Annotated in this window: 13 protein-coding genes; 8 read left to right on the plus strand and 5 right to left on the minus strand. The window is 72.1% G+C overall.

What is annotated here, in order from left to right:
- Nucleotides 1-221: 221 nt before the first annotated feature.
- Entirely contained in the window at nucleotides 222-842 is a 621-nt protein-coding gene (locus tag NQO67_RS44275) for a helix-turn-helix transcriptional regulator (protein WP_255950688.1), read from the plus strand.
- Here the strand turns inward: NQO67_RS44275 and NQO67_RS16235 are convergent.
- On the minus strand, nucleotides 835-1,788 hold the full coding sequence (locus tag NQO67_RS16235; RefSeq protein WP_255950689.1) for an NAD(P)/FAD-dependent oxidoreductase: 954 nt from the start codon (nucleotides 1,786-1,788) through the stop codon (nucleotides 835-837). The two genes, NQO67_RS44275 and NQO67_RS16235, sit on opposite strands and share 8 nt — an antisense overlap.
- Nucleotides 1,789-2,256: 468 nt before the next feature.
- Between NQO67_RS16235 and NQO67_RS16240 the strand changes: the two genes are divergently transcribed.
- The 4 genes from NQO67_RS16240 to NQO67_RS16255 all read left to right on the plus strand — a co-directional run bounded on the left by NQO67_RS16240 (nucleotide 2,257) and on the right by NQO67_RS16255 (nucleotide 7,956).
- The gene (locus NQO67_RS16240; RefSeq protein WP_255950690.1) at nucleotides 2,257-3,654 is read left to right on the plus strand and encodes a radical SAM/SPASM domain-containing protein; all 1,398 of its coding nucleotides are present in this window, start codon (nucleotides 2,257-2,259) and stop codon (nucleotides 3,652-3,654) included.
- Between the two features lies 1 nt (nucleotide 3,655).
- Nucleotides 3,656-5,842 carry a B12-binding domain-containing radical SAM protein gene (locus tag NQO67_RS43830; RefSeq protein WP_305125905.1) on the plus strand — a complete coding sequence of 729 codons (2,187 nt, stop codon included), beginning with the start codon at nucleotides 3,656-3,658 and terminating at the stop codon, nucleotides 5,840-5,842.
- Nucleotides 5,839-6,540, plus strand: coding sequence for a flavoprotein (locus NQO67_RS16250; protein ID WP_255950691.1), 702 nt, complete (start codon nucleotides 5,839-5,841; stop codon nucleotides 6,538-6,540). Before NQO67_RS43830 ends, NQO67_RS16250 begins: the two co-directional genes overlap by 4 nt.
- Before the next feature lie 150 nt (nucleotides 6,541-6,690).
- Nucleotides 6,691-7,956, plus strand: a complete 1,266-nt coding sequence (locus NQO67_RS16255) for an MFS transporter (RefSeq protein WP_255950692.1) — start codon at nucleotides 6,691-6,693, stop codon at nucleotides 7,954-7,956.
- Nucleotides 7,957-8,064: 108 nt separating this feature from the next.
- Here NQO67_RS16255 and NQO67_RS16260 read toward each other — a convergent pair whose 3' ends face one another.
- Nucleotides 8,065-8,505, minus strand: coding sequence for a MarR family winged helix-turn-helix transcriptional regulator (locus tag NQO67_RS16260; protein ID WP_255950693.1), 441 nt, complete (start codon nucleotides 8,503-8,505; stop codon nucleotides 8,065-8,067).
- 187 nt (nucleotides 8,506-8,692) lie between these two features.
- On the opposite strand from NQO67_RS16260, the gene NQO67_RS16265 reads away from it, so the two are divergent.
- On the plus strand, nucleotides 8,693-9,610 hold the full coding sequence (locus NQO67_RS16265) for a quinone oxidoreductase family protein (RefSeq protein WP_255950694.1): 918 nt from the start codon (nucleotides 8,693-8,695) through the stop codon (nucleotides 9,608-9,610).
- Between the two features lie 254 nt (nucleotides 9,611-9,864).
- Nucleotides 9,865-11,832, plus strand: a complete 1,968-nt coding sequence (locus NQO67_RS16270) for a sialidase family protein (protein WP_255950695.1) — start codon at nucleotides 9,865-9,867, stop codon at nucleotides 11,830-11,832.
- Here NQO67_RS16270 and NQO67_RS16275 read toward each other — a convergent pair.
- Nucleotides 11,816-12,889, minus strand: a complete 1,074-nt coding sequence (locus NQO67_RS16275) for a bile acid:sodium symporter family protein (RefSeq protein WP_255950696.1) — start codon at nucleotides 12,887-12,889, stop codon at nucleotides 11,816-11,818. The genes NQO67_RS16270 and NQO67_RS16275 overlap by 17 nt on opposite strands.
- A gap of 218 nt (nucleotides 12,890-13,107) precedes the next feature.
- Between NQO67_RS16275 and NQO67_RS16280 the strand changes: the two genes are divergently transcribed.
- On the plus strand, nucleotides 13,108-13,977 hold the full coding sequence (locus tag NQO67_RS16280) for a LysR substrate-binding domain-containing protein (protein WP_255950697.1): 870 nt from the start codon (nucleotides 13,108-13,110) through the stop codon (nucleotides 13,975-13,977).
- Between the two features lie 109 nt (nucleotides 13,978-14,086).
- Here the strand turns inward: NQO67_RS16280 and NQO67_RS16285 are convergent, their stop codons facing one another.
- The gene (locus NQO67_RS16285) at nucleotides 14,087-16,306 is read right to left on the minus strand and encodes an NADP-dependent isocitrate dehydrogenase (RefSeq protein WP_255950698.1); all 2,220 of its coding nucleotides are present in this window, start codon (nucleotides 16,304-16,306) and stop codon (nucleotides 14,087-14,089) included.
- A 135-nt stretch (nucleotides 16,307-16,441) separates the two neighbouring features.
- Nucleotides 16,442-17,449, minus strand: coding sequence for an Lrp/AsnC family transcriptional regulator (locus tag NQO67_RS16290; protein WP_374119004.1), 1,008 nt, complete (start codon nucleotides 17,447-17,449; stop codon nucleotides 16,442-16,444).
- Nucleotides 17,450-17,636 lie beyond the last annotated feature (187 nt).

Genomic DNA, 17,636 nt, shown 5'->3' on the forward strand with positions numbered 1-17,636 from the left:
GGGCCGAATCGGGCCGACCGCTGCCCGCGCCCGGGCCCTGACCAGGCAGAACGCCGGGCCCGCCGGGAGGCAACGCCAGAAGGCCGTCCCGATGCCACTCCGCCACGCCTCTGCCACTCCAATCATTGACACCCCACGCCACCGTCTCCATTAATGGACAGTGCTGACGGAGCGTGCAGCGTCGGCACACACCCCCACAATGCACGGCCTGGAGGGATTTAGTGCCCGAGGAAAACGTTGTCAGGCAGCAGGTGCGCGTCGCCGTCGTCGCCCCCGACACCGTCACCGAGGCCGGACTGATCCACTTACTGCAGAACGAGGAGCGCCTGAGGCTCGTCCCGCCGGCGGACGGCGAGGCGGAGGTCGTCGTGGTGGCCATGGACACCGTCACCGACCGCACACTGAGCGAGCTGAGCGCCCTGCCCACGCGCGCCGCCACCCTCGTGGTGTGCAAGGAGCAGTGGCGCGCGGACGTCCCGACCGCGGTCGAACGCGGGGTCCGCGCCGTGCTCGACCGGAAGAATTGCTCGACAGCGACGCTGGTCAAGACCGTGCTCATGCTCGGTCACGGCGGCGGAGCGCTCCCGGCCACATTGCAGGGGAAATTACTCGACCGGATTCGGCGCACCGGTCAGAAGAATCCCGACCCCTACACACTCAGTCCACGTGAGACGGAAATACTGCAACTGCTCTCCGAAGGCCACAGTCTCAGGAAAATAGCCGCACGCATCTGCTATTCCGAACGCACGGTGAAGAATATCCTCTACGGAGTCATGGGCCGTCTCGGCTGTCGCAGCCGCACCCAGGCCGTCTCCTGGGCCATTCGCGCCGGGCTCATCTGACCGGCCGCTCCCCCTCGGCCGTCTCGTCCGCGCCGACCCGTTCCGCGTCCTCGTTCAGCAGCTCCTGGTCCGCCCAGATCGCGGCACGCATGCCGTCCGCGGCGCCGGTGGCGAGGAAGGCCGTCGCTTCGGCGAGCGCCTCCTGCCGGGCCATGTCCCCCGCCGCCCAGACGCCCGGCACCGTGGTCTGCTGGACCGCGTCCACCCTGACCCGGCCGTCCGGGAACATCTCGCAACCCAGTTGCTCCGCCAGGTCCGAGTGCTGCCGGGTGGCCGTGCGGTGGAAGATGGCGGCACGCCGCAGGGTACGCCCGGAGTCGAAGGAGAGCCGTAGATCGCCGAGTCCGCCGCCGATGCCGGTCAGCGGCTCGGTGTGCACGGCGATACCGGCGCCGGCGAGCAGCTTGAGGTGCTCCTCCTCGGGAGTGACGCCGTCGGTGCAGACCACCACGTCGGAGGAGAGCCGGTCGGCGAGGTACAGCGCCTGCATACAGTGCACGTAGCCGCCGCCAAGCACCGCGAGGGCCTGGCCCTTGACCTCGTACCCATGGCAGTACGGGCAGTGGAAGACGCTGCTGCCGAACCGCTCGGCGAGACCGGGAACGTCGGGCAGCACGTCGACCTGTCCGGTGGCCAGGATCAGCTTCCGGGCCCGCTCGGTGCCGCTTGCCAGGTCCAGCCGGAAGCCGTCGGGAAGCACCGCGGCGGAGCGCACAACCTCGTCGCGGATGTGCACGTTGGGGTGCGCAGCCACTTCCTCGCGTCCGGTGCGCCGCAACTGCGCGGGCGCGTGCCCGTCCCGGCCCACCAGCATGTGCAGCTCCGTCGCCGGTGCATTGCGCGGCCGGCCGCTGTCGAGCAGCAGGACCCGGCGCTGCTGCCTGCCGCACACCAGGGCTGCGGTGAGGCCGGCGGGCCCCGCGCCCACGATCGCCACTTCGTACATGTCGACTCCTCGGTGGCCAGAACGTGAATCCCCTGCCTTTTCTTGAAGACCCGTGGAACTGGACGAGCCACGGCTCGGGGATTACCTGTCGGGTGGGACGTGATGCTAACCGACAGCGGGGCTTTTCCGGAGTTCACGAAACTACCCCGGCCCGGTGCCCAGTTGTGCCTTGAGACGCATGACCGCCGTGTTTTTAGCATGGCTGCCGATCGGTGCTGAACTCCGGTGCCGCACGCATCCGATACCGGGCCGTCCGGTATCGGCCGGCAGAGAGGAATGGCAATGAACGCAGACATCATTGTGGCCGAGACCGAATCCGAGAGCCTGGACATCCTGGCGGACGAGGTCTTCGACACCTCGGCCAGCATGCAGGAGGCGCGCAGCAACAACATCTGCTGCTGACGTTCCTCACCCTGGGGCGGTGCCGGTGGTGCCGCCCCAGGGCGGTCCGACGATCCGGGAGGCACCGTGCTGACTAAGAGCCGCTATGTGATTGTCAGTGAGAACACCTACACCGATCCGGCGGGCCGGCGTGGTCGCCTGGTGTACAACACCGCCACGACCCGCGTCTCGCTGCTGGGCACGGCGGCGGCACGGCAGTTGGAGCAGGTCGCGCCGGACGACATGCCGACCGCGCTGGCCGACCGGCTGCGCGGGCTCGGGCTGCTGACCGAGCAGGATCCGGAGCAGGAGATGCAGTCCGTGGTCGCCGCGCAGAAGGCCACCGCCGACGACACCGCGAGCCGGGCCTTCGTCCTGGTGCCCACCTCCTACTGCAACATGGGCTGCGACTACTGCGGCCAAACTCACGTGCGCGGCGGGCTGGCGCCCGACCACCGCAGGCACGTGGCCGACCGGGTGCTCGCCGCCATGGCGCAGCCCGGCACCGAGCAGGTGGAGGTCCGCTGGTTCGGCGGGGAGCCGATGATGGCCTACGCGGTGCTGCTGGCTATGTCCGAGGAGTTCACCGCGGGTTCCGCCGCGACCGGCACACCCTACCGGGCGACGATGACCACCAACGGCGCTCTGCTGACGTTACGCAAGATGCGCCGTCTCTACGACGACTGCGCGGTCCGCGAGGTGTGTGTCACCCTCGACGGCCCGGCCGAGGTCCACGACGCGCACCGGCCGCTGAAGTCCGGACAGCGCTCCTACGCGCGGATCCTGGACCTGCTGCGCGGTGTGGTGGCCGAGGCCGACGCGTTCGAGGAGCTGTCCGTCATCCTGCGGGTCAACATCGACGTGCGCAACCACGGCCACGTCTCCGAGCTGCTGCGCGACCTCAAGGACGCCGGCATGGACCATCGGATGGTGCAGCTGGACCTGCACGGAGTGTATGCCTGGAGCAACGACGTCTCCGACGTGCGCCTGGGACGCGAGGAGCTGGCCCGGCAGGAGGTCGAGTGGATCCAAGAGATCCTCGGCCTGGGGATGAACCACGCCGTCCTCCCCCGTGCGCGGGCGGGGAAGATCTGCCCCGCGGTCACCCGCTCCCAGGAGGTCATCAGCTCCACCGGGTCGGTCTTCAGCTGCACCGAGCACCCGCTGGTGGACAGGCACGAGCGAGAGGACGCGCTGTCGCCCGTGGTCATGCTGCCCACCCCGCGGCTGCGCCCGGCCGGGCAGTTCGACGACTGGCACGAGCGGTTGAGCAGCTCGTCCGTACCCTGCTCCGGCTGCGTCTTCCTGCCCGTGTGCGGCGGCTCCTGCCCCAAGCACTGGAGCGAGAGCGATCCGCCATGCCCGCCGTTCAAGAGCAACATCCAGGCCCGCATGGACCTGGTCGCTGTGCTCAACAACCTGCGGCCGGTGGCGGACGAAGCGCAGTCCGCGGCCGGCGGTGGCGCACGGTCCGGCGGTGCCTGAGATGAGGGTGCTGCTGCTCTACACCCCGCTGACCGATCCGACCGCGCCTTACCACAGCCTCACCTATCTGCGCAGCCACGCCGCCGCGCACGGCTTCACCGACGTCCACATCCGGGACACCAACGTGGAGGCGTTCCACCACACGCTGCGGCCGGAGCAGCACCGCGCGGTCGTCGCCCGGGCCCGCCGGCGCCGCGCCCGGCTGTTGTCCTGCCCCGAACCGACGGCGCAGGACCGGCGGGAACTGGCCCTGCTGCTGACCGCCGAGGTCAGCGACCGGCAGGCGCTGCTGGACGCGGTCGCCACCCTCCAGTCGGCCGAGGACTTCTACGACTACGCGCGCTACCGCGCCGCCGTGGGCCGCATCGAGGCGTGGCTGGGGCTGCTGTCCACACTCGGTTACCCCGGCCAGTTCCGCGGGTTCGAGCTGCGCGGTGCGCCCCAGTTGGACCTCTCCGACACCCGCACCCTCCGCTCGGAGTCGGTGCTGGCCCGTGTCAACGCGCCCTTCGCGTCCTACTACGACGAGGTCCTGCTGCCCGAGATCGAGGCGGCGGAGTACGACCTGGTCGGCTTCAACATCACCTACACGGCACAGCTGCCGTTCGCGCTGCGGCAGGCGGCACTGCTGCGCGAGCGATGTCCCGGCACCGCGCTGGTCTGCGGCGGCACCGAGGTCTCGGACCTTTGGAAGTACAAGGCGAGCGAGCGGACCTACGACGACCTGCTGACCGCCTTCGACGCCTCGGTGATCGGCGAGGGCGAGTCGGGTTTCCTCGCGCTGCTGCGGTCACGCTCCCGCGGTGGGTGGCCGGACGACGACAGCGTGCGCCTGGCCGCCCGGCACCGCCGGCCCGGGGCCCGCCGCTCCTCCCTCGCACTGCGGGTCGAGCGGCTGGCAGACCTGACCACCCCCGACTACGGGGGCCTGCCGTGGCACCTGTACCTCTCGCCGCACCGGTTCGTCTACTTCAGCCCGACCCGCGGCTGCTACTGGAACAAGTGCACGTTCTGCGACTACGGGCTGAACGGCGACGGGCCGACCAGCCCGTGGCGGCAGGACCCCGTCGTGAGGGTCGTCGACCAGGTCGCGGAGATCTCCCGGGAGGCACGGTTCGTCTACTTTTCCGTGGACGTGCTCGCGCCCGCGATGATGCTGAGGTTCGCCGAGGCCGTCGTGGAACGCGGCATCGACATCAGTTGGGGAGCGGAGATCCGGCTGGAGAAGTACTGGTCGCCACAGAAGTGCGAGGTGCTGCGGCGCAGCGGGTGCGTGGCCGTGTCGGTCGGCTTCGAGTCGGGCAACGACCGCGTCCTCAAGCTGATCGATAAGGGCGTCACCGTCGAGCAGACCCGCCGAACGGTCCACAACCTCGCCCGGGCGGGCATCGCCGTGCAGATGATGGGGTTCACCGGCTTCCCCGACGAGTCGGCGGAGGAGGCGCTGGACTCCGTGCGGTTCCTGTCGCAGGTGCGCGAGGATTGGACGTTCGGCGGCCTCGGCAGCTTCGACCTGACCTCGGGGGCCATCATCGCCAAGGAACCCGAGCGCTTCGGCCTCCGGGACGTGTCGCCGGTGCCGGGTACGGACATCCACCGGCTGCTGCGCTACCGGCACGAGGTGGAGTGGTCGGACGAGGAGCACGCCCGGGTCAGGCAGGGCAAACGCGCGCTCCAGAGGGCCGAGTTCGACCGCCCCTGGGTGGGGGGCACCGACACCCCGCATTCCTACTTCTACCACCGGCGGTACGGCCTGCGGGTGCTCGACGTCATCGCCGACCGGTCCGGCCGGCACCTGACGGCGCCCGGCCGGTACCTGCTCAACGGGCACCTGGCAGCGCTGCCGCCGGGGTGGACGGTGGACGGCTTCCCCGCCACGGGCACCCCCGCCGTGCGCCCCACCGCGCCCGATGAGGTGGCCAAGGTGCCGTTCGTCCGCTGCGACGGCGCGGTGTTCGCGCTGCCGAGGGTGCTGGCCGAGAAGCTGCGCACCTACGTAGCCGCTCCTCCCTCCGGGGCGCCGGAGTCCGACGGGACGGGCCAGGAGGCAGCCGTGGCGGACCCGGGAGCGGGCCCGACCGGCGCCGGGGCGGTACCGGCGTGGCTGGCCAGGGCGCTGGAGGCGGACATCCTGGTACGGGTCGCCGGGCCCCGCGCCCCGGAGTGGCTGGCGGTGGGGGCCGGATGACGGGCGCGACGGGAGCTACCGGGATCGGCGCCCGGCGGCCTCGGGTGTTGGTCGGCGCGTGCGGATCGGCCAACGTCCTCAACCTGCCGGCGTACCTGACAACGCTCGCCCACGCGTGCCAGGCGGAGATCCGGGTGGTCCTCACCGCGAGCGCCGGTGCGTTCCTGCCGGCCGACGCCCTCCGGCTGCTGGTTAGCGAGGTGGCGGGCCCACAGGACGACCGGCTGGCGCACAACCATGTCTCCTGGGCGCGCTGGGCCGACCTGCTGCTCGTCCTGCCGGCGACCGCTCACACCCTCGCCGCCGCCGCGCACGGGGTCGCGGACAGCTTCCTGACCACGACGCTACTGGCCCACGAACGGCCCGTCACCTTCTTCCCCAGCATGAACGAGCAGATGCTGAGGAACCCGGCCGTGCAGCGCAACATCAGGACGGTGCGGGAGGACGGCCACCAGATCGTGCTGCCCCGCCCCGCCCTGTCCTTCGAGGCGGCGAGCGGCACCTACCAGGACGCGCTGAGCCTGCCCGGCCCGGACGCCGTGGCCCGCTATGCGGGCAAGGCGCTGCGCGCCCGCGCCGCGGCTGATGCCGCCGCCGGGACCGACGCCGGATACGACGGCGCCGCTGCCGCCGAGGCCGACGCCGGACCCGACGGGGCGCGCCCGGCTCCGGCTCCCGCCGTCGAAGGATCCGCCTGAACCCGCCGCCTGAACCGAAGGTGCAACCCCGGCCGGCGGGCTCGCCCGCAGGCCGGGTCAGGTCCCCACGCACGCCGAGGCCCCCCGCACGACGGGCCCCGTCCCCCGCACTAACGGTCCCGCCAACGAACGGCCGAAGGAGGAAGCCACGTGCCGCCCGTTGAGACAGCCGCACCGGCGGACACCGCGAAGCCCGCCTACCGCGACGCGAACGTCCTGCGCTGGCTGACCGCGTACACGGCCTCGGCCGTCGGGGACAGCGTCTACTTCCTCGCGCTGGGCTGGGCGGCCCACCAGATCACCAGTCCTGCGCAAGTCGGGCTGGTGATGTCCGCCGGTGCCCTGCCGCGTGCGGTCCTGATGCTGGGCGGCGGCCTGGTCTCCGACCGGTTCGGGCTGCGTCGCGTCGTCATCGCCAGTGACACGGTGCGCTGTCTGACCGTTCTCGCGGTGGCCGCCGCGCTGGCGCTGACGTCGCCCGGGGTATGGCTGTTGCTCGTCGTGGCGCTGGTCTTCGGCGTGGTCGACGCGGTGTTCATCCCGTCGGTGAGCGCCCTTCCGCCCCGCATCACGCGGCCGTCCCAACTCTCCCGTGTCCAGGGCATGTACGCCCTCGGGATGCGGCTGGGCGGCACGCTGGGCCCGCCGGCCGCGGGGGTGGCGATGGCGGTGAGCGGTCCGCCCGCCGCGTTCGCCCTCGCGGGCGGGCTGTTCGCCCTGTCGCTGGCCCTGCTGGTGACGGTGCGGGTCGCCGCCGGGCCGTCCGCCGGCGCCCCGGCCGACGGCCGCCGCGGTCTGGCCGACGGCTTCCGCTACATCCGCCGCCATCCGCTGATCGGCCCTCTTGCCGCGGGCAGCTTCCTGGTGACCGCGGGAACCAGCGGCCCCCTCAACGTCGGCCTGGTGTTGCTGGCCGGGGAGCGGGGCTGGGGAGCCGCGGGGGTGGGCTGGATCGTGGGCGCGTTCAGCGGCGGGGCCGGTGCCAGTGCTCTGCTGCTGACCGTGGTGGGCCGACTGCCCAGGGCCGGGGCCGTGCAGGTCGGCGCGCTGGCCATCGGTGCCGTGGCGGTCGGCGGCCTGGCCGGTACCGGGGCGCTGCCCCTCGCCGCCGGTCTGGGCGCCGTGTCCGGGCTGGTGTTCGGCGTGGCGGGCGGCCTGACCTCCGCGCTCGTCCAGGCCGCCGCCGAGCCGGCGTTCCTCGGCCGTGTCATGTCGGTCATCAGCCTGGCCACCTTCGGCCTCGGGCCCCTCACGTACGCGGTGTTCGGCGCCGCCGTCGGGCTCTGGGGCACCGGACCCGCGTTCCTCGCCTCCGCGCTGATCACCGCTCTGGGCGCTGCGGTCCGCCTGGCGTCCCCCACCGTTCGCCGTGCCGAACTGCCACGGCCCGGCGGGGCGGACCGACGGGCCTCCTGACACCGGAGCAGCCGCCGCAGCCACCCTGACGAGCCGACGCCAGGAACGGCGCGAGACCCCCGGGGACGGAACACGCTCCCGGCCCGCTTCGCGCGACCACCGGCGCCCTCACTGTGACATGGCGATGCGCCCCAGCATCTCCAGGAACCGCTCGCGCTCGGCAGGGCTGAGCGGCGCCAGAAGGGCGTCATTGGCGCGCCGCGCCACCTCGGCGCACCGTTCGACGACCCGCCGCCCCTCAGTGGTGAGCGTCACCGCGTTCTTGCGGCGATCCGCCGGGTCCGGCGCGCGCACCACGAGTCCGGCGTCCTGGAGGTCGTTCAGGATCCCGACCAGGTCCTTGGGGTCGAGCGCGATGCTGCGGCCCAGCTCGGCCTGGGCGACGGGCCCGAGGTCATGGGTCGCGGCCAGCACCACGTGATGCCACATCCGCACCCCTTCCGCCGCCAGCGCCTCGGCGACCAGGCCGCGACCGCGCGCGGCCGCCCGGCCGAGGAGCCAGCTGGGCAGGGTTCGGATGCTGCGCGGCGCGGGCGGGGTGACGGGCATACGACGGCACCTTCCAGGGACCGGGGAGACGACGAGAGCGAAGAAGTCGTGACCAAAACCGTTGGACTCCCCCATGATTCCATGCTTGTATAAGCCTCCCAGATCGTTGGGAACTCCAATGATTTGTGAAACCCATGCACGTGTGGATCCGCACGTACGGATCGGATCCAACTCCCGGGAGGTGCGGATGCGTCGCATCCGGTACGCAAAGCCAGGTGGCCCCCTACTGGCCGAGGAGGTTCCCGCACCCTCCCCCGGCCCCGGCGAGCTACTGGTGCGCACCGAGGCGATCGGCGTGACGCTGCCCGTGGTGCGTAAGGTCCGCGAGGCCGCCGAACCGATCCCGCTCGGCGGCGAGATCGCGGGCGAGGTGACGGAGGTGGGCGAGGGCGTGACCGCGTTCGCACCCGGCGAGCGGGTCACCGGCCTCTGCTTCGGCCACGGCTACGCCGACCACGCCCTGCTGCACACCTCCATGGCGACCCCGGTGCCACCCGGCGCGTCCGCCGTCGACGCGGTCGCCCTGGTCCGCAGCGGTCTGGTGGCCCTCGGCGCGCTCAGCGCAGCACGCCCCCAGCCGGGCGAGACGGCGCTCGTCACCGCGGCGGCCAGCGGCGTGGGACACCTCGCCGTGCAGCTGGCCCGAGCGCACGGCGCGGCCCGTGTCGTCGCGGCCGTCTCCGACGCGGCCAAGGCCCCGTTCCTGCACGATCTCGGCGCCGACGAGGTCGTGACGTATGCGGAGGAGTCCTGGGGCGAGCCGGCCGACTACGCCCTCGACGCGGTCGGCGGCGAGTTGCTGGGCCCGGCACTCGCCGCCCTGGCACCCGGCGGGCGGCTCGTCGCCTACAGCTCGGGCGGCGGCACCGTCCAGGCGTACGACCTGCTGGTCGGCGCCAAGACGGTGACAGGCTTTCAGATGGCGCGCATCGCACGCGAGGAGCCCGCACGGTACGAGGCGTGGCGCGGCGAGCTGTGGCGGTTGTTCTTCGACGGCACGCTACGGCCCAGGGTGCACGGGCAGTTCGCGTTGACCGACGCGGCGGCGGCACACGCGGCCATCGAGTCACGCGGCAACCTCGGCAAAGTCGTCCTCATCCCGTGACCCACCCCTCTGCTCCACGCCGCGCACCGCCCCACGCCCACCACCGGACGCAAACCCCGCACGCCTGTCCGCGCCCTGACACCCCCTCGGCTCCCGGACGCCACCAGAGACGATCCCGCTTCGCACCGCGCGCTCCTTGTGGGGGCGCTCCCGCACCCGTAGCGTTTGTTCTTATGAATGTCGGACGTGGGATGTCCAACGTCCCACGCTCGGATGTTCAGATGCCCGGATGTCACCAAGGCAGGAGTCGCACCATGCCGTCCAGTCTCCGTGCACGTCTGAGATCCTCCCGGGCCGGAGGCCCCAGGGGGCTGCCGAAGGTCGCGGCCTTCGCGCGGGCCCGCAGACCTGCGAAAGGGATCGCGCTCCTGGTCACCGCGTTCGCCGCCACCGTCGCTGTGGCCACCGCGCCGGCGGCCGGCCTGCCCCGGCAGGCCGCGGACGCCGCCGACTTCACGCAGCAGGTGCTCTTCAAGGCCTCCCAGGACCCGGGCTACGCGTGCTTCCGCATCCCGGCGGTCGTACGGACCAACGCCGGCACCCTGCTCGCCTTCGCCGAGGGCCGGGTGCACGACTGCGGTGACGCCGGCGACATCGACATCGTCGTCAAGCGCTCCACGGACGGCGGGCGCACCTGGAGCCCGCTGTCGGTGGTCAACCACGGAGGCGGCGACACGCACGGCAACCCGGCGCCCGTCGTGGACCGCAGGACCGGCCGGATCCTGGTCGCCGAGACGTACAACCCCGGCCGCACCGACGGCAAGAGCTGCGACGTGCCCTGCGACCGCACCCCGCACCTTCAGTCCAGCGACGACGACGGCCTGACCTGGTCGCAGCCGCGCGACCTGAGCAGCGAGATCCTGCCCGCGAACTGGAACTCCTGGTACGCCACCGGCCCGGTGCACGGCATCCAGCTCACCCACGGCAGGCACCGCGGCCGGCTGCTCTTCGCCGTCAACACCGAGACCTGGGACGGCAGCCGGGTCACAGCGAACAACGCGGCGCTCATCGTCAGCGACGACGACGGCGGGCACTGGCGGATCGGCGCACACGACTCCTGGCCCATCGCCGGCGACGGAACGTTCCGTCAGAAGCCGTCGGAGATGACGCTCGCCGAGCGCGCGGACGGGACCGTCTACGTCAGCGGTCGCGAGCAGGACGGCAGCGACCTGGGCCACCGCACCGAGGCGGTCAGCCGGGACGGCGGCGACAGCTTCGTCGCACCGTTCCGCGCGATCCCCGACCTGTACGCGCCGATGGTGCAGGGCGCGATCCTGAACGTGGGCGGTGACCACCTGCTGATGTCCTGCCCGGCCGACCCCGACCGGCGCAGGACCATGATGATCCGCTCCTCCTGGGACGGCGGCCGCACCTGGGACGCCGTCGACCGCGGCAGCACCGTCACCACCGACTGGTCCGGCTACTCCGACCTGGTCCAGGCCGATTCCCGGACGGTCGGCCTGGAGTACGAGGGCGGGGCGGTCGACGCCCGCGACGAGATCCGCTTCGCACGCTTCACCGGGGACTGGCTCGCCGACCGGCACGGCGGCTACCCCACGACCACCGACGGGGTCCGGCGCGCACCGGGCGCCCAGGTGCTCGGCGGGCCCGAGGAGACGTCCGGGGTGTTCGGTGACGCGCTCGCCTTCGACGGCAAGGACGACGCGGTGCGGTTGCCGTACCGGGAGGAGCTGCGGCTGGGCAGCAAGGACTTCACGGCGTCCCTGTGGTTCCGCTACACCGCCACCACCGGAGAACAGCCGTTGCTGTGGATGGGCGGCATCGGCGACACCCAACCGCAGGTGTGGCTGCGCGCCGAGCCCGCTTCGCACCGCATCACCGGGCTGATCACCACCCGCGACGGTGCCGCGAAGCCCGCCACGGCCTACCTGCGCACCACGGCCGCCCACAACGACGGGCGCTGGCACCACCTCGCCCTGCGCCGCAGCGCCGGCACGCTCACGCTGAGCGTGGACGGCACCGCGGTGAGCGGCCCGGACGTGCCGGGCTCGGTGAGCCGCAACTCGCCCTTCGGGATCCACATCGGGCAGCGGATGGACAGCAGGGCGTTCTTCACCGGCGCGCTCGACGACGTGCGCGTCTACGACCGTGCCCTGGACGACACCGAGCTGGCCGCGCTGGGCTCACCGCTGGACCACCGCGGGCAGGACCGGGACCTGGTGTTCTGGCTGCCGCTCGACCGGGTCAGCGGACGGCGCTGACCCGGACCGCGTCCTCGGCGTCCTCGGCCGGCGTCCTGGGGCCCGCCACCGGGTCCCGGGGCGCCGGCTGCGCGGGCTCCGTGTCACGGGCCCGGCGCCGGGCCAGCACGGCACACACCATCAGCTGCATCTGGTGGAAGAGCATCAGCGGCAGCACCGCCAGCGACGCCTGCGCGCCGAACAGCACGCTCGCCATGGGCAACCCGGCGGCCAGCGACTTCTTCGACCCGGCGAACTGGATCGCGATCCGGTCCGCACGCCCGAAGCCGAGCCGCCGGGCCCCGTACCAGGTGAGGGCCAGCATGGCGGCGAGCAGCACCGCCTCGACGGCGAGCAGCGCGACGAGCCGGCCCCAGGTGACCTGGTGCCAGATGCCGCGCACCATGCCCTCGCTGAACGCGGTGTAGACCACCAGCAGGATCGAGCCGCGGTCCACCAGGCCCAGGACCCTCTTGTGCCGCAGCACGAACCCGCCCAGCCAGCGCCGCAGCACCTGCCCGGCCACGAACGGCACCAGCAACTGGAGCACGATCTGGGCCACCGCAGCCCCGGAGAACCCGCCGGCGCCCTCCGCCCCACCGCCCAGCAGCACGGCGACGAGCAGCGGGGTCACCACGATGCCCACCAGCGAGGAGAAGGAGCCCGCGCAGATCGCTGCGGAGACGTTGCCGCGCGCGATCGAGGTGAAGGCGATCGACGACTGGATCGTCGAAGGCACCAGCGTCAGGAACAGGAACCCGCTGTACAGGGCGGGGGTGAGCAGCACCGGCACCAGCCCGCGCGCGGCCATGCCGAGCACCGGGAAGAGCACGAACGTGCAGGCCAGTACGGTGATGTGGAGCCGCCAGTGGGCCAGCCCCGCCATCGCTTCGCGGGTGGACAGGCGTACCCCGTAGAGGAAGAAGAGCAGCGCCACCGCCGCGGTCGAGGTGTCGGTGGCAGCCGTCGCCGCCACACCCCGGGCCGGGAGCAGTGCCGCCACACCGACCGTGGCGAGCAGAAGCAGGATGAACGGGTCGACCGGTAGCCGGGACGGCCAGGTCAGGCGCTTACGCATGCGCTCCTCATGAACGAGATCGGTGTGCTGCGGCACGGGCGGCGGTGAGCCACCGGGCGGGCACGCAACGTGCCCGTTCCATCATCCTCCTCACCCTCATGATCGGGAATCCTGCATACGGAACTCACTGTGATCGCACATCGTGATAGGCGTCGTGCTGGGCGATCCGACGTCGCCGGGCAGACGGGAGTTTGACGACAGGGCCTAGGGTCAGGAGCGTGTACGACCCCTCGCAGCTGCGTACGTTCCTGGCGGTGGCCCAGACGCTCAGCTTCACCCAGGCCGCCCGGCGGCTCGGCCTGCGGCAGTCCACCGTGAGCCAGCACGTGCGGCGCCTGGAGGCCGCCACGGGACGGCAGCTCTTCCTGCGCGACACGCACGCGGTGGAGCTCACCGAGGACGGCGAGGCGATGCTCGGCTTCGCGCGCCGGATCGTCGAGGTGCACGAGCAGGCCACGGCGTTCTTCACCGGGACACGGCTGCGCGGCCGGCTCCGCTTCGGCGCGTCCGAGGACTTCGTGCTGACCCGCCTCACCGACATCCTGGAGGCGTTCCGGCACGACCATCCCGAGGTCGACCTGGAGCTGACCGTCGAGCTCTCCGGCACGCTGCACGAGCAGCTCGCCGCGGGCAAGCTGGACCTGGTGCTCGCCAAGCGACGTCCCAACGGTCCGCGCGGCCAGCCGGTCTGGCACGACCGTCTGGTGTGGATCGGCGCTGAGCGGCTCCGGCTCGACCCGGACCGGCCGGTGCCGCTGATCGCCTACCCGCCGCCCGGGATCACCCGCGCACGCGCCCTGGAGGCCCTGGACCGGCAGAGCCGGCCCTGGCGGATCGCCTGTACCAGCGCCAGCCTGAACGGCCTGCTCGCGGCGGCACGCGCCGGCCTGGGCGTGATGGCGCACGCGCGGGGCCTGATCCCCCCGGGCCTGACCCTGGTACCGGAGCGCGCCGGGCTCCCCGACCTCGGCGAGGTCGACTTCGTGCTGCTGCACGGCCCCCGCCCCACGCCGGCCAAGGGAGCCGCGGACGCCCTGGCGGCGGCGATCCTTGCGGGCGGTGACCGGCTGCACCGGGGGCGGAGCTGACCGGCCGGGGCACCCGACGACCCGCACGCGGACGGCGAACGGCCCCGCATCCCGGCAGATCGACCGGGGATGCGGGGCCGTCAGCGACGCTTGCCCGTCGGTGTACCCGTCAGTCGAGCACCGCGAGGGCCTCGTTGAACGTCTTCGACGGGCGCATGACCGCCGCGGCCTTGGCCGGGTCGGGACGGTAGTAGCCGCCGATCTCCACCGGGGTGCCCTGCACCCCGATCAGCTCGTCGGAGATGGTCTGCTCCTGCGCCGTGAGCGTCTCGGCGAGAGCGGCGAACTTCTGGGCCAGCTCGGCGTCGTCGGACTGCCGGGCCAGCTCCTGCGCCCAGTACAGCGCCAGGTAGAAGTGGCTGCCGCGGTTGTCGATGCCGCCCACCCGGCGACTGGGCGACTTGTTCTCGTTCAGGAACGTGGCGGTCGCACGGTCGAGGGTGTCGGCCAGCACCTGGGCGCCGGCGTTGCCGGTGACCTTCGCGTACTGCTCGAAGCTGACCGCCAGCGCGAGGAACTCGCCCAGGCTGTCCCAGCGCAGGTAGTTCTCCTTGACCAGCTGCTGCACGTGCTTGGGCGCCGAGCCGCCGGCGCCGGTCTCGAAGAGACCACCGCCGTTCATCAGCGGCACGACCGAGAGCATCTTGGCGCTGGTGCCCAGCTCCATGATCGGGAACAGGTCGGTCAGGTAGTCGCGCAGCACGTTGCCGGTGACGGAGATGGTGTTCTCGCCGCGGCGGATGCGCTCCAGCGAGTAGGCCATCGCGTCGACCGGGGCCATGATCTCGATCGTGAGGCCCTCGGTGTCGTGCTCGGGCAGGTAGGCCCTGACCTTCTCGATCAGCTGCGCGTCGTGGGCGCGGGTGGCGTCCAGCCAGAACACCGCCGGGTCGCCGGTGGCACGGGCGCGGGTGACCGCGAGCTTCACCCAGTCGCGGATCGGCGCGTCCTTGGTCTGGCACATCCGGAAGATGTCACCGGCGCCGACCGCCTGCGTGAGGACCACCAGACCGGCGGAGTCGACGACCCGCACCTGGCCGGTGACCGGGATCTCGAAGGTCTTGTCGTGGCTGCCGTACTCCTCGGCCTTCTGCGCCATCAGGCCGACGTTGGGCACCGTGCCCATGGTGGCCGGGTCGAAGGCGCCGTTCGCCCGGCAGTCGTCGAGGACGGCCTGGTAGATGCCGGCGTACGAGCTGTCGGGCAGCACCGCGAGGGTGTCGGCCTCCTGCCCGTCCGGGCCCCACATGTGTCCTGAGGTGCGGATGAGCGCCGGCATGGAGGCGTCGACGATGACGTCGCTGGGCACGTGCAGGTTGGTGATGCCGCGGTCGGAGTCGACCATCGCCAGGGCCGGGCCCTCGGCCAGCTCGGCCTCGATGGACGCCTTGATCGCGGCGCCCTCGGGCAGCGCCTCGATGCCCTTGAGGATGCCGCCGAGCCCGTCGTTCGGGGTCAGGCCCGCAGCGGCGAGGGCGTCGCCGTGCGCGGCGAACGTCTTCGGGAAGAAGGCCCGGACCACATGGCCGAAGATGATCGGGTCGGAGACCTTCATCATCGTGGCCTTGAGGTGGACGGAGAACAGCACGCCCTCGTCCTTGGCACGGGCCACCTGGCGCTGGAGGAACTCGCGCAGCGCCGCCACCCGCATGACGGAGGCGTCGACGACCTCGCCCGCCTTGACCGGCACGGACTCCCGCAGCACGGTGGTGGTGCCGTCGTCGCCCACCAGCTCGATGCGCAGGGCGTCGTCCGCCGCGACCACGGCGGACTTCTCGGTGGAGCGGAAGTCGTCCACGCCCATGGTGGCCACGTTGGTCTTCGAGTAGGGCTCCCAGGTGCCCATGGTGTGCGGGTGGTTCCTGGCGTAACTCTTCACCGACGCCGGGGCGCGCCGGTCGGAGTTGCCCTCGCGCAGCACCGGGTTGACGGCGCTGCCCTTGACCTTGTCGTAGCGGGCGCCGACCTCCCGCTCCTCGTCGGTCTTCGGGTCGTCCGGGTAGTCAGGGAGTGCGTAGCCCTGCGCCTGGAGCTCGGCTACGGCCGCCTTGAGCTGCGGGACCGAGGCCGAGATGTTCGGCAGCTTGATGATGTTCGCCTCGGGACGCTGGGCCAGCTCGCCCAGCTCGGCGAGCGCGTCGCCGATGCGCAGGCCGGGGTCCAGGTACTCCGGGAAGGCGGCGATGATCCGCCCCGCCAGCGAGATGTCGCGGCTCTCGACGCCGACACCGGCCGCCCGGGCGTACGCCTGGACGACGGGCAGGAACGAGTACGTCGCCAGGGCCGGGGCCTCATCCGTCTGCGTGTAGATGATGGTCGAGTCAGTCACCGGTACTCCGCTCACGTCTACATTCTTCTCGACATCAAGATACCCCTGGCAGGTCCCGCCCGGACACTCACCCCGCTCCCTGGCCGGATGACGTTCGCACGCCCCGCCGCACGGGGCGCTCCCCACCTTCGCCGGCTACCTCCGCGGCCGCGGATACGTCAGCTGCTTCACGCGGCTCATGAAAGGGGCCGTCTCCACGTGCTGGACACCCTTGAGCGTGCCGAGCCGGGTGCTCAGATAGCGGTAGAAGTCGGCGGTGTCCCGGGTGACGGCGGTCGCCATGAGGTTGGACGGACCGGTGGTCGCCACCGCATGGGCGATCTCCGGGTGCTCTGCGAGGGCGCGGCCCACCTCGTCGAGGGCGCTGGGCCGGACGGTGATGCCCAGCAGGAACGCGGCGTGGTACCCGAGCACTTCGGGGTCGTATTCGACGTCCAGGTAGATGGCGCCGGAGCCGAGCAGCGCGGCCAGCCGGCGTTTGACGGATGCCTCCGGTCGTCCGGTGGCCCGTTGCAGCTCCGCGTGGCTCGCGCGCCCGTCCTCCTCCAGGGCCCTCACCAGCGGCTCGTCCTCGGCCGCGATGCGCCACGGCCGCGTGCCCGACGGCGGGTCCGACCGTGCCGGGCCGGTCAGCGCCGCCGCCTCGGCCTCGCTCAGCGCCCCGCTCTTGCGCAACCAGCCGGACGGGCCACCGTAGAAGCGGTGCAGCACCTGGTGAGCGCGGATCTCGACGATGCGGGGGGTGCGCGGCAGCCTGCCGAGCAGCAGGTCCTGCTCGTCACCGCGGCTGCGCGGCTTGGCGTGCAGCACCACCTCGGTGCCGCCCGAGGTCAGCTCGACCCAGGCGGTGTCCGGGCGGCGCGCCAGCGCAGCGGCGATCGCCGGGGCGGCCTCGGGCGCGCAGCGCAGCCGCAGCGTCCACTGGGACCGGCCGAGCGGGTCGAGGTCGCGGACGGCGACCACGCGCAGCCCCGCCCTGGACCGCAGCCGCCGGTAGCGCCGCGCGATGGTCTGGTCGGAGACGCCGAGCACCGCGGCGATCCGGCTGAAGGGGGCGCGGGCGTCGAGTTCCAGGGCGTGCAGCAGCTTGGCGTCCAGCCGATCGAACCCGTCAGCGAGCTGCGCGATGTCGAATTCCACCACCAGACGGCCCTTTCCTGTCGGATTCCTCCGCCCAACCGGGCCGGGGTCGGCACTTCGGCCGCCGCATCCCCGATCCTACGATCCGGCGGAGACGGAACGGTGCCGCCGGACCGCGGCACGACGGGCACGACGGGCAGGTGACGGACACCGAGCACGCCGAGCGCGTCCAGGACACCGGGCGCACCGA

The organism is Streptomyces odontomachi (assembly GCF_024435355.1).
Taxonomy (GTDB): Bacteria; Actinomycetota; Actinomycetes; order Streptomycetales; family Streptomycetaceae; genus Streptomyces; species Streptomyces odontomachi.

Excerpts from the sequence above, each read along its gene's own strand:
- NQO67_RS16235 (WP_255950689.1), bottom strand. The coding sequence starts at position 1,788 with ATGTACGAAGTGGCGATCGTGGGCGCGGGGCCCGCCGGCCTCACCGCA.
- NQO67_RS43830 (WP_305125905.1), top strand. The coding sequence starts at position 3,656 with ATGAGGGTGCTGCTGCTCTACACCCCGCTGACCGATCCGACCGCGCCT.
- NQO67_RS16250 (WP_255950691.1), top strand. The coding sequence starts at position 5,839 with ATGACGGGCGCGACGGGAGCTACCGGGATCGGCGCCCGGCGGCCTCGG.
- NQO67_RS16260 (WP_255950693.1), bottom strand. The coding sequence starts at position 8,505 with ATGCCCGTCACCCCGCCCGCGCCGCGCAGCATCCGAACCCTGCCCAGC.
- NQO67_RS16265 (WP_255950694.1), top strand. The coding sequence starts at position 8,693 with ATGCGTCGCATCCGGTACGCAAAGCCAGGTGGCCCCCTACTGGCCGAG.
- NQO67_RS16270 (WP_255950695.1), top strand. The coding sequence starts at position 9,865 with ATGCCGTCCAGTCTCCGTGCACGTCTGAGATCCTCCCGGGCCGGAGGC.
- NQO67_RS16275 (WP_255950696.1), bottom strand. The coding sequence starts at position 12,889 with ATGCGTAAGCGCCTGACCTGGCCGTCCCGGCTACCGGTCGACCCGTTC.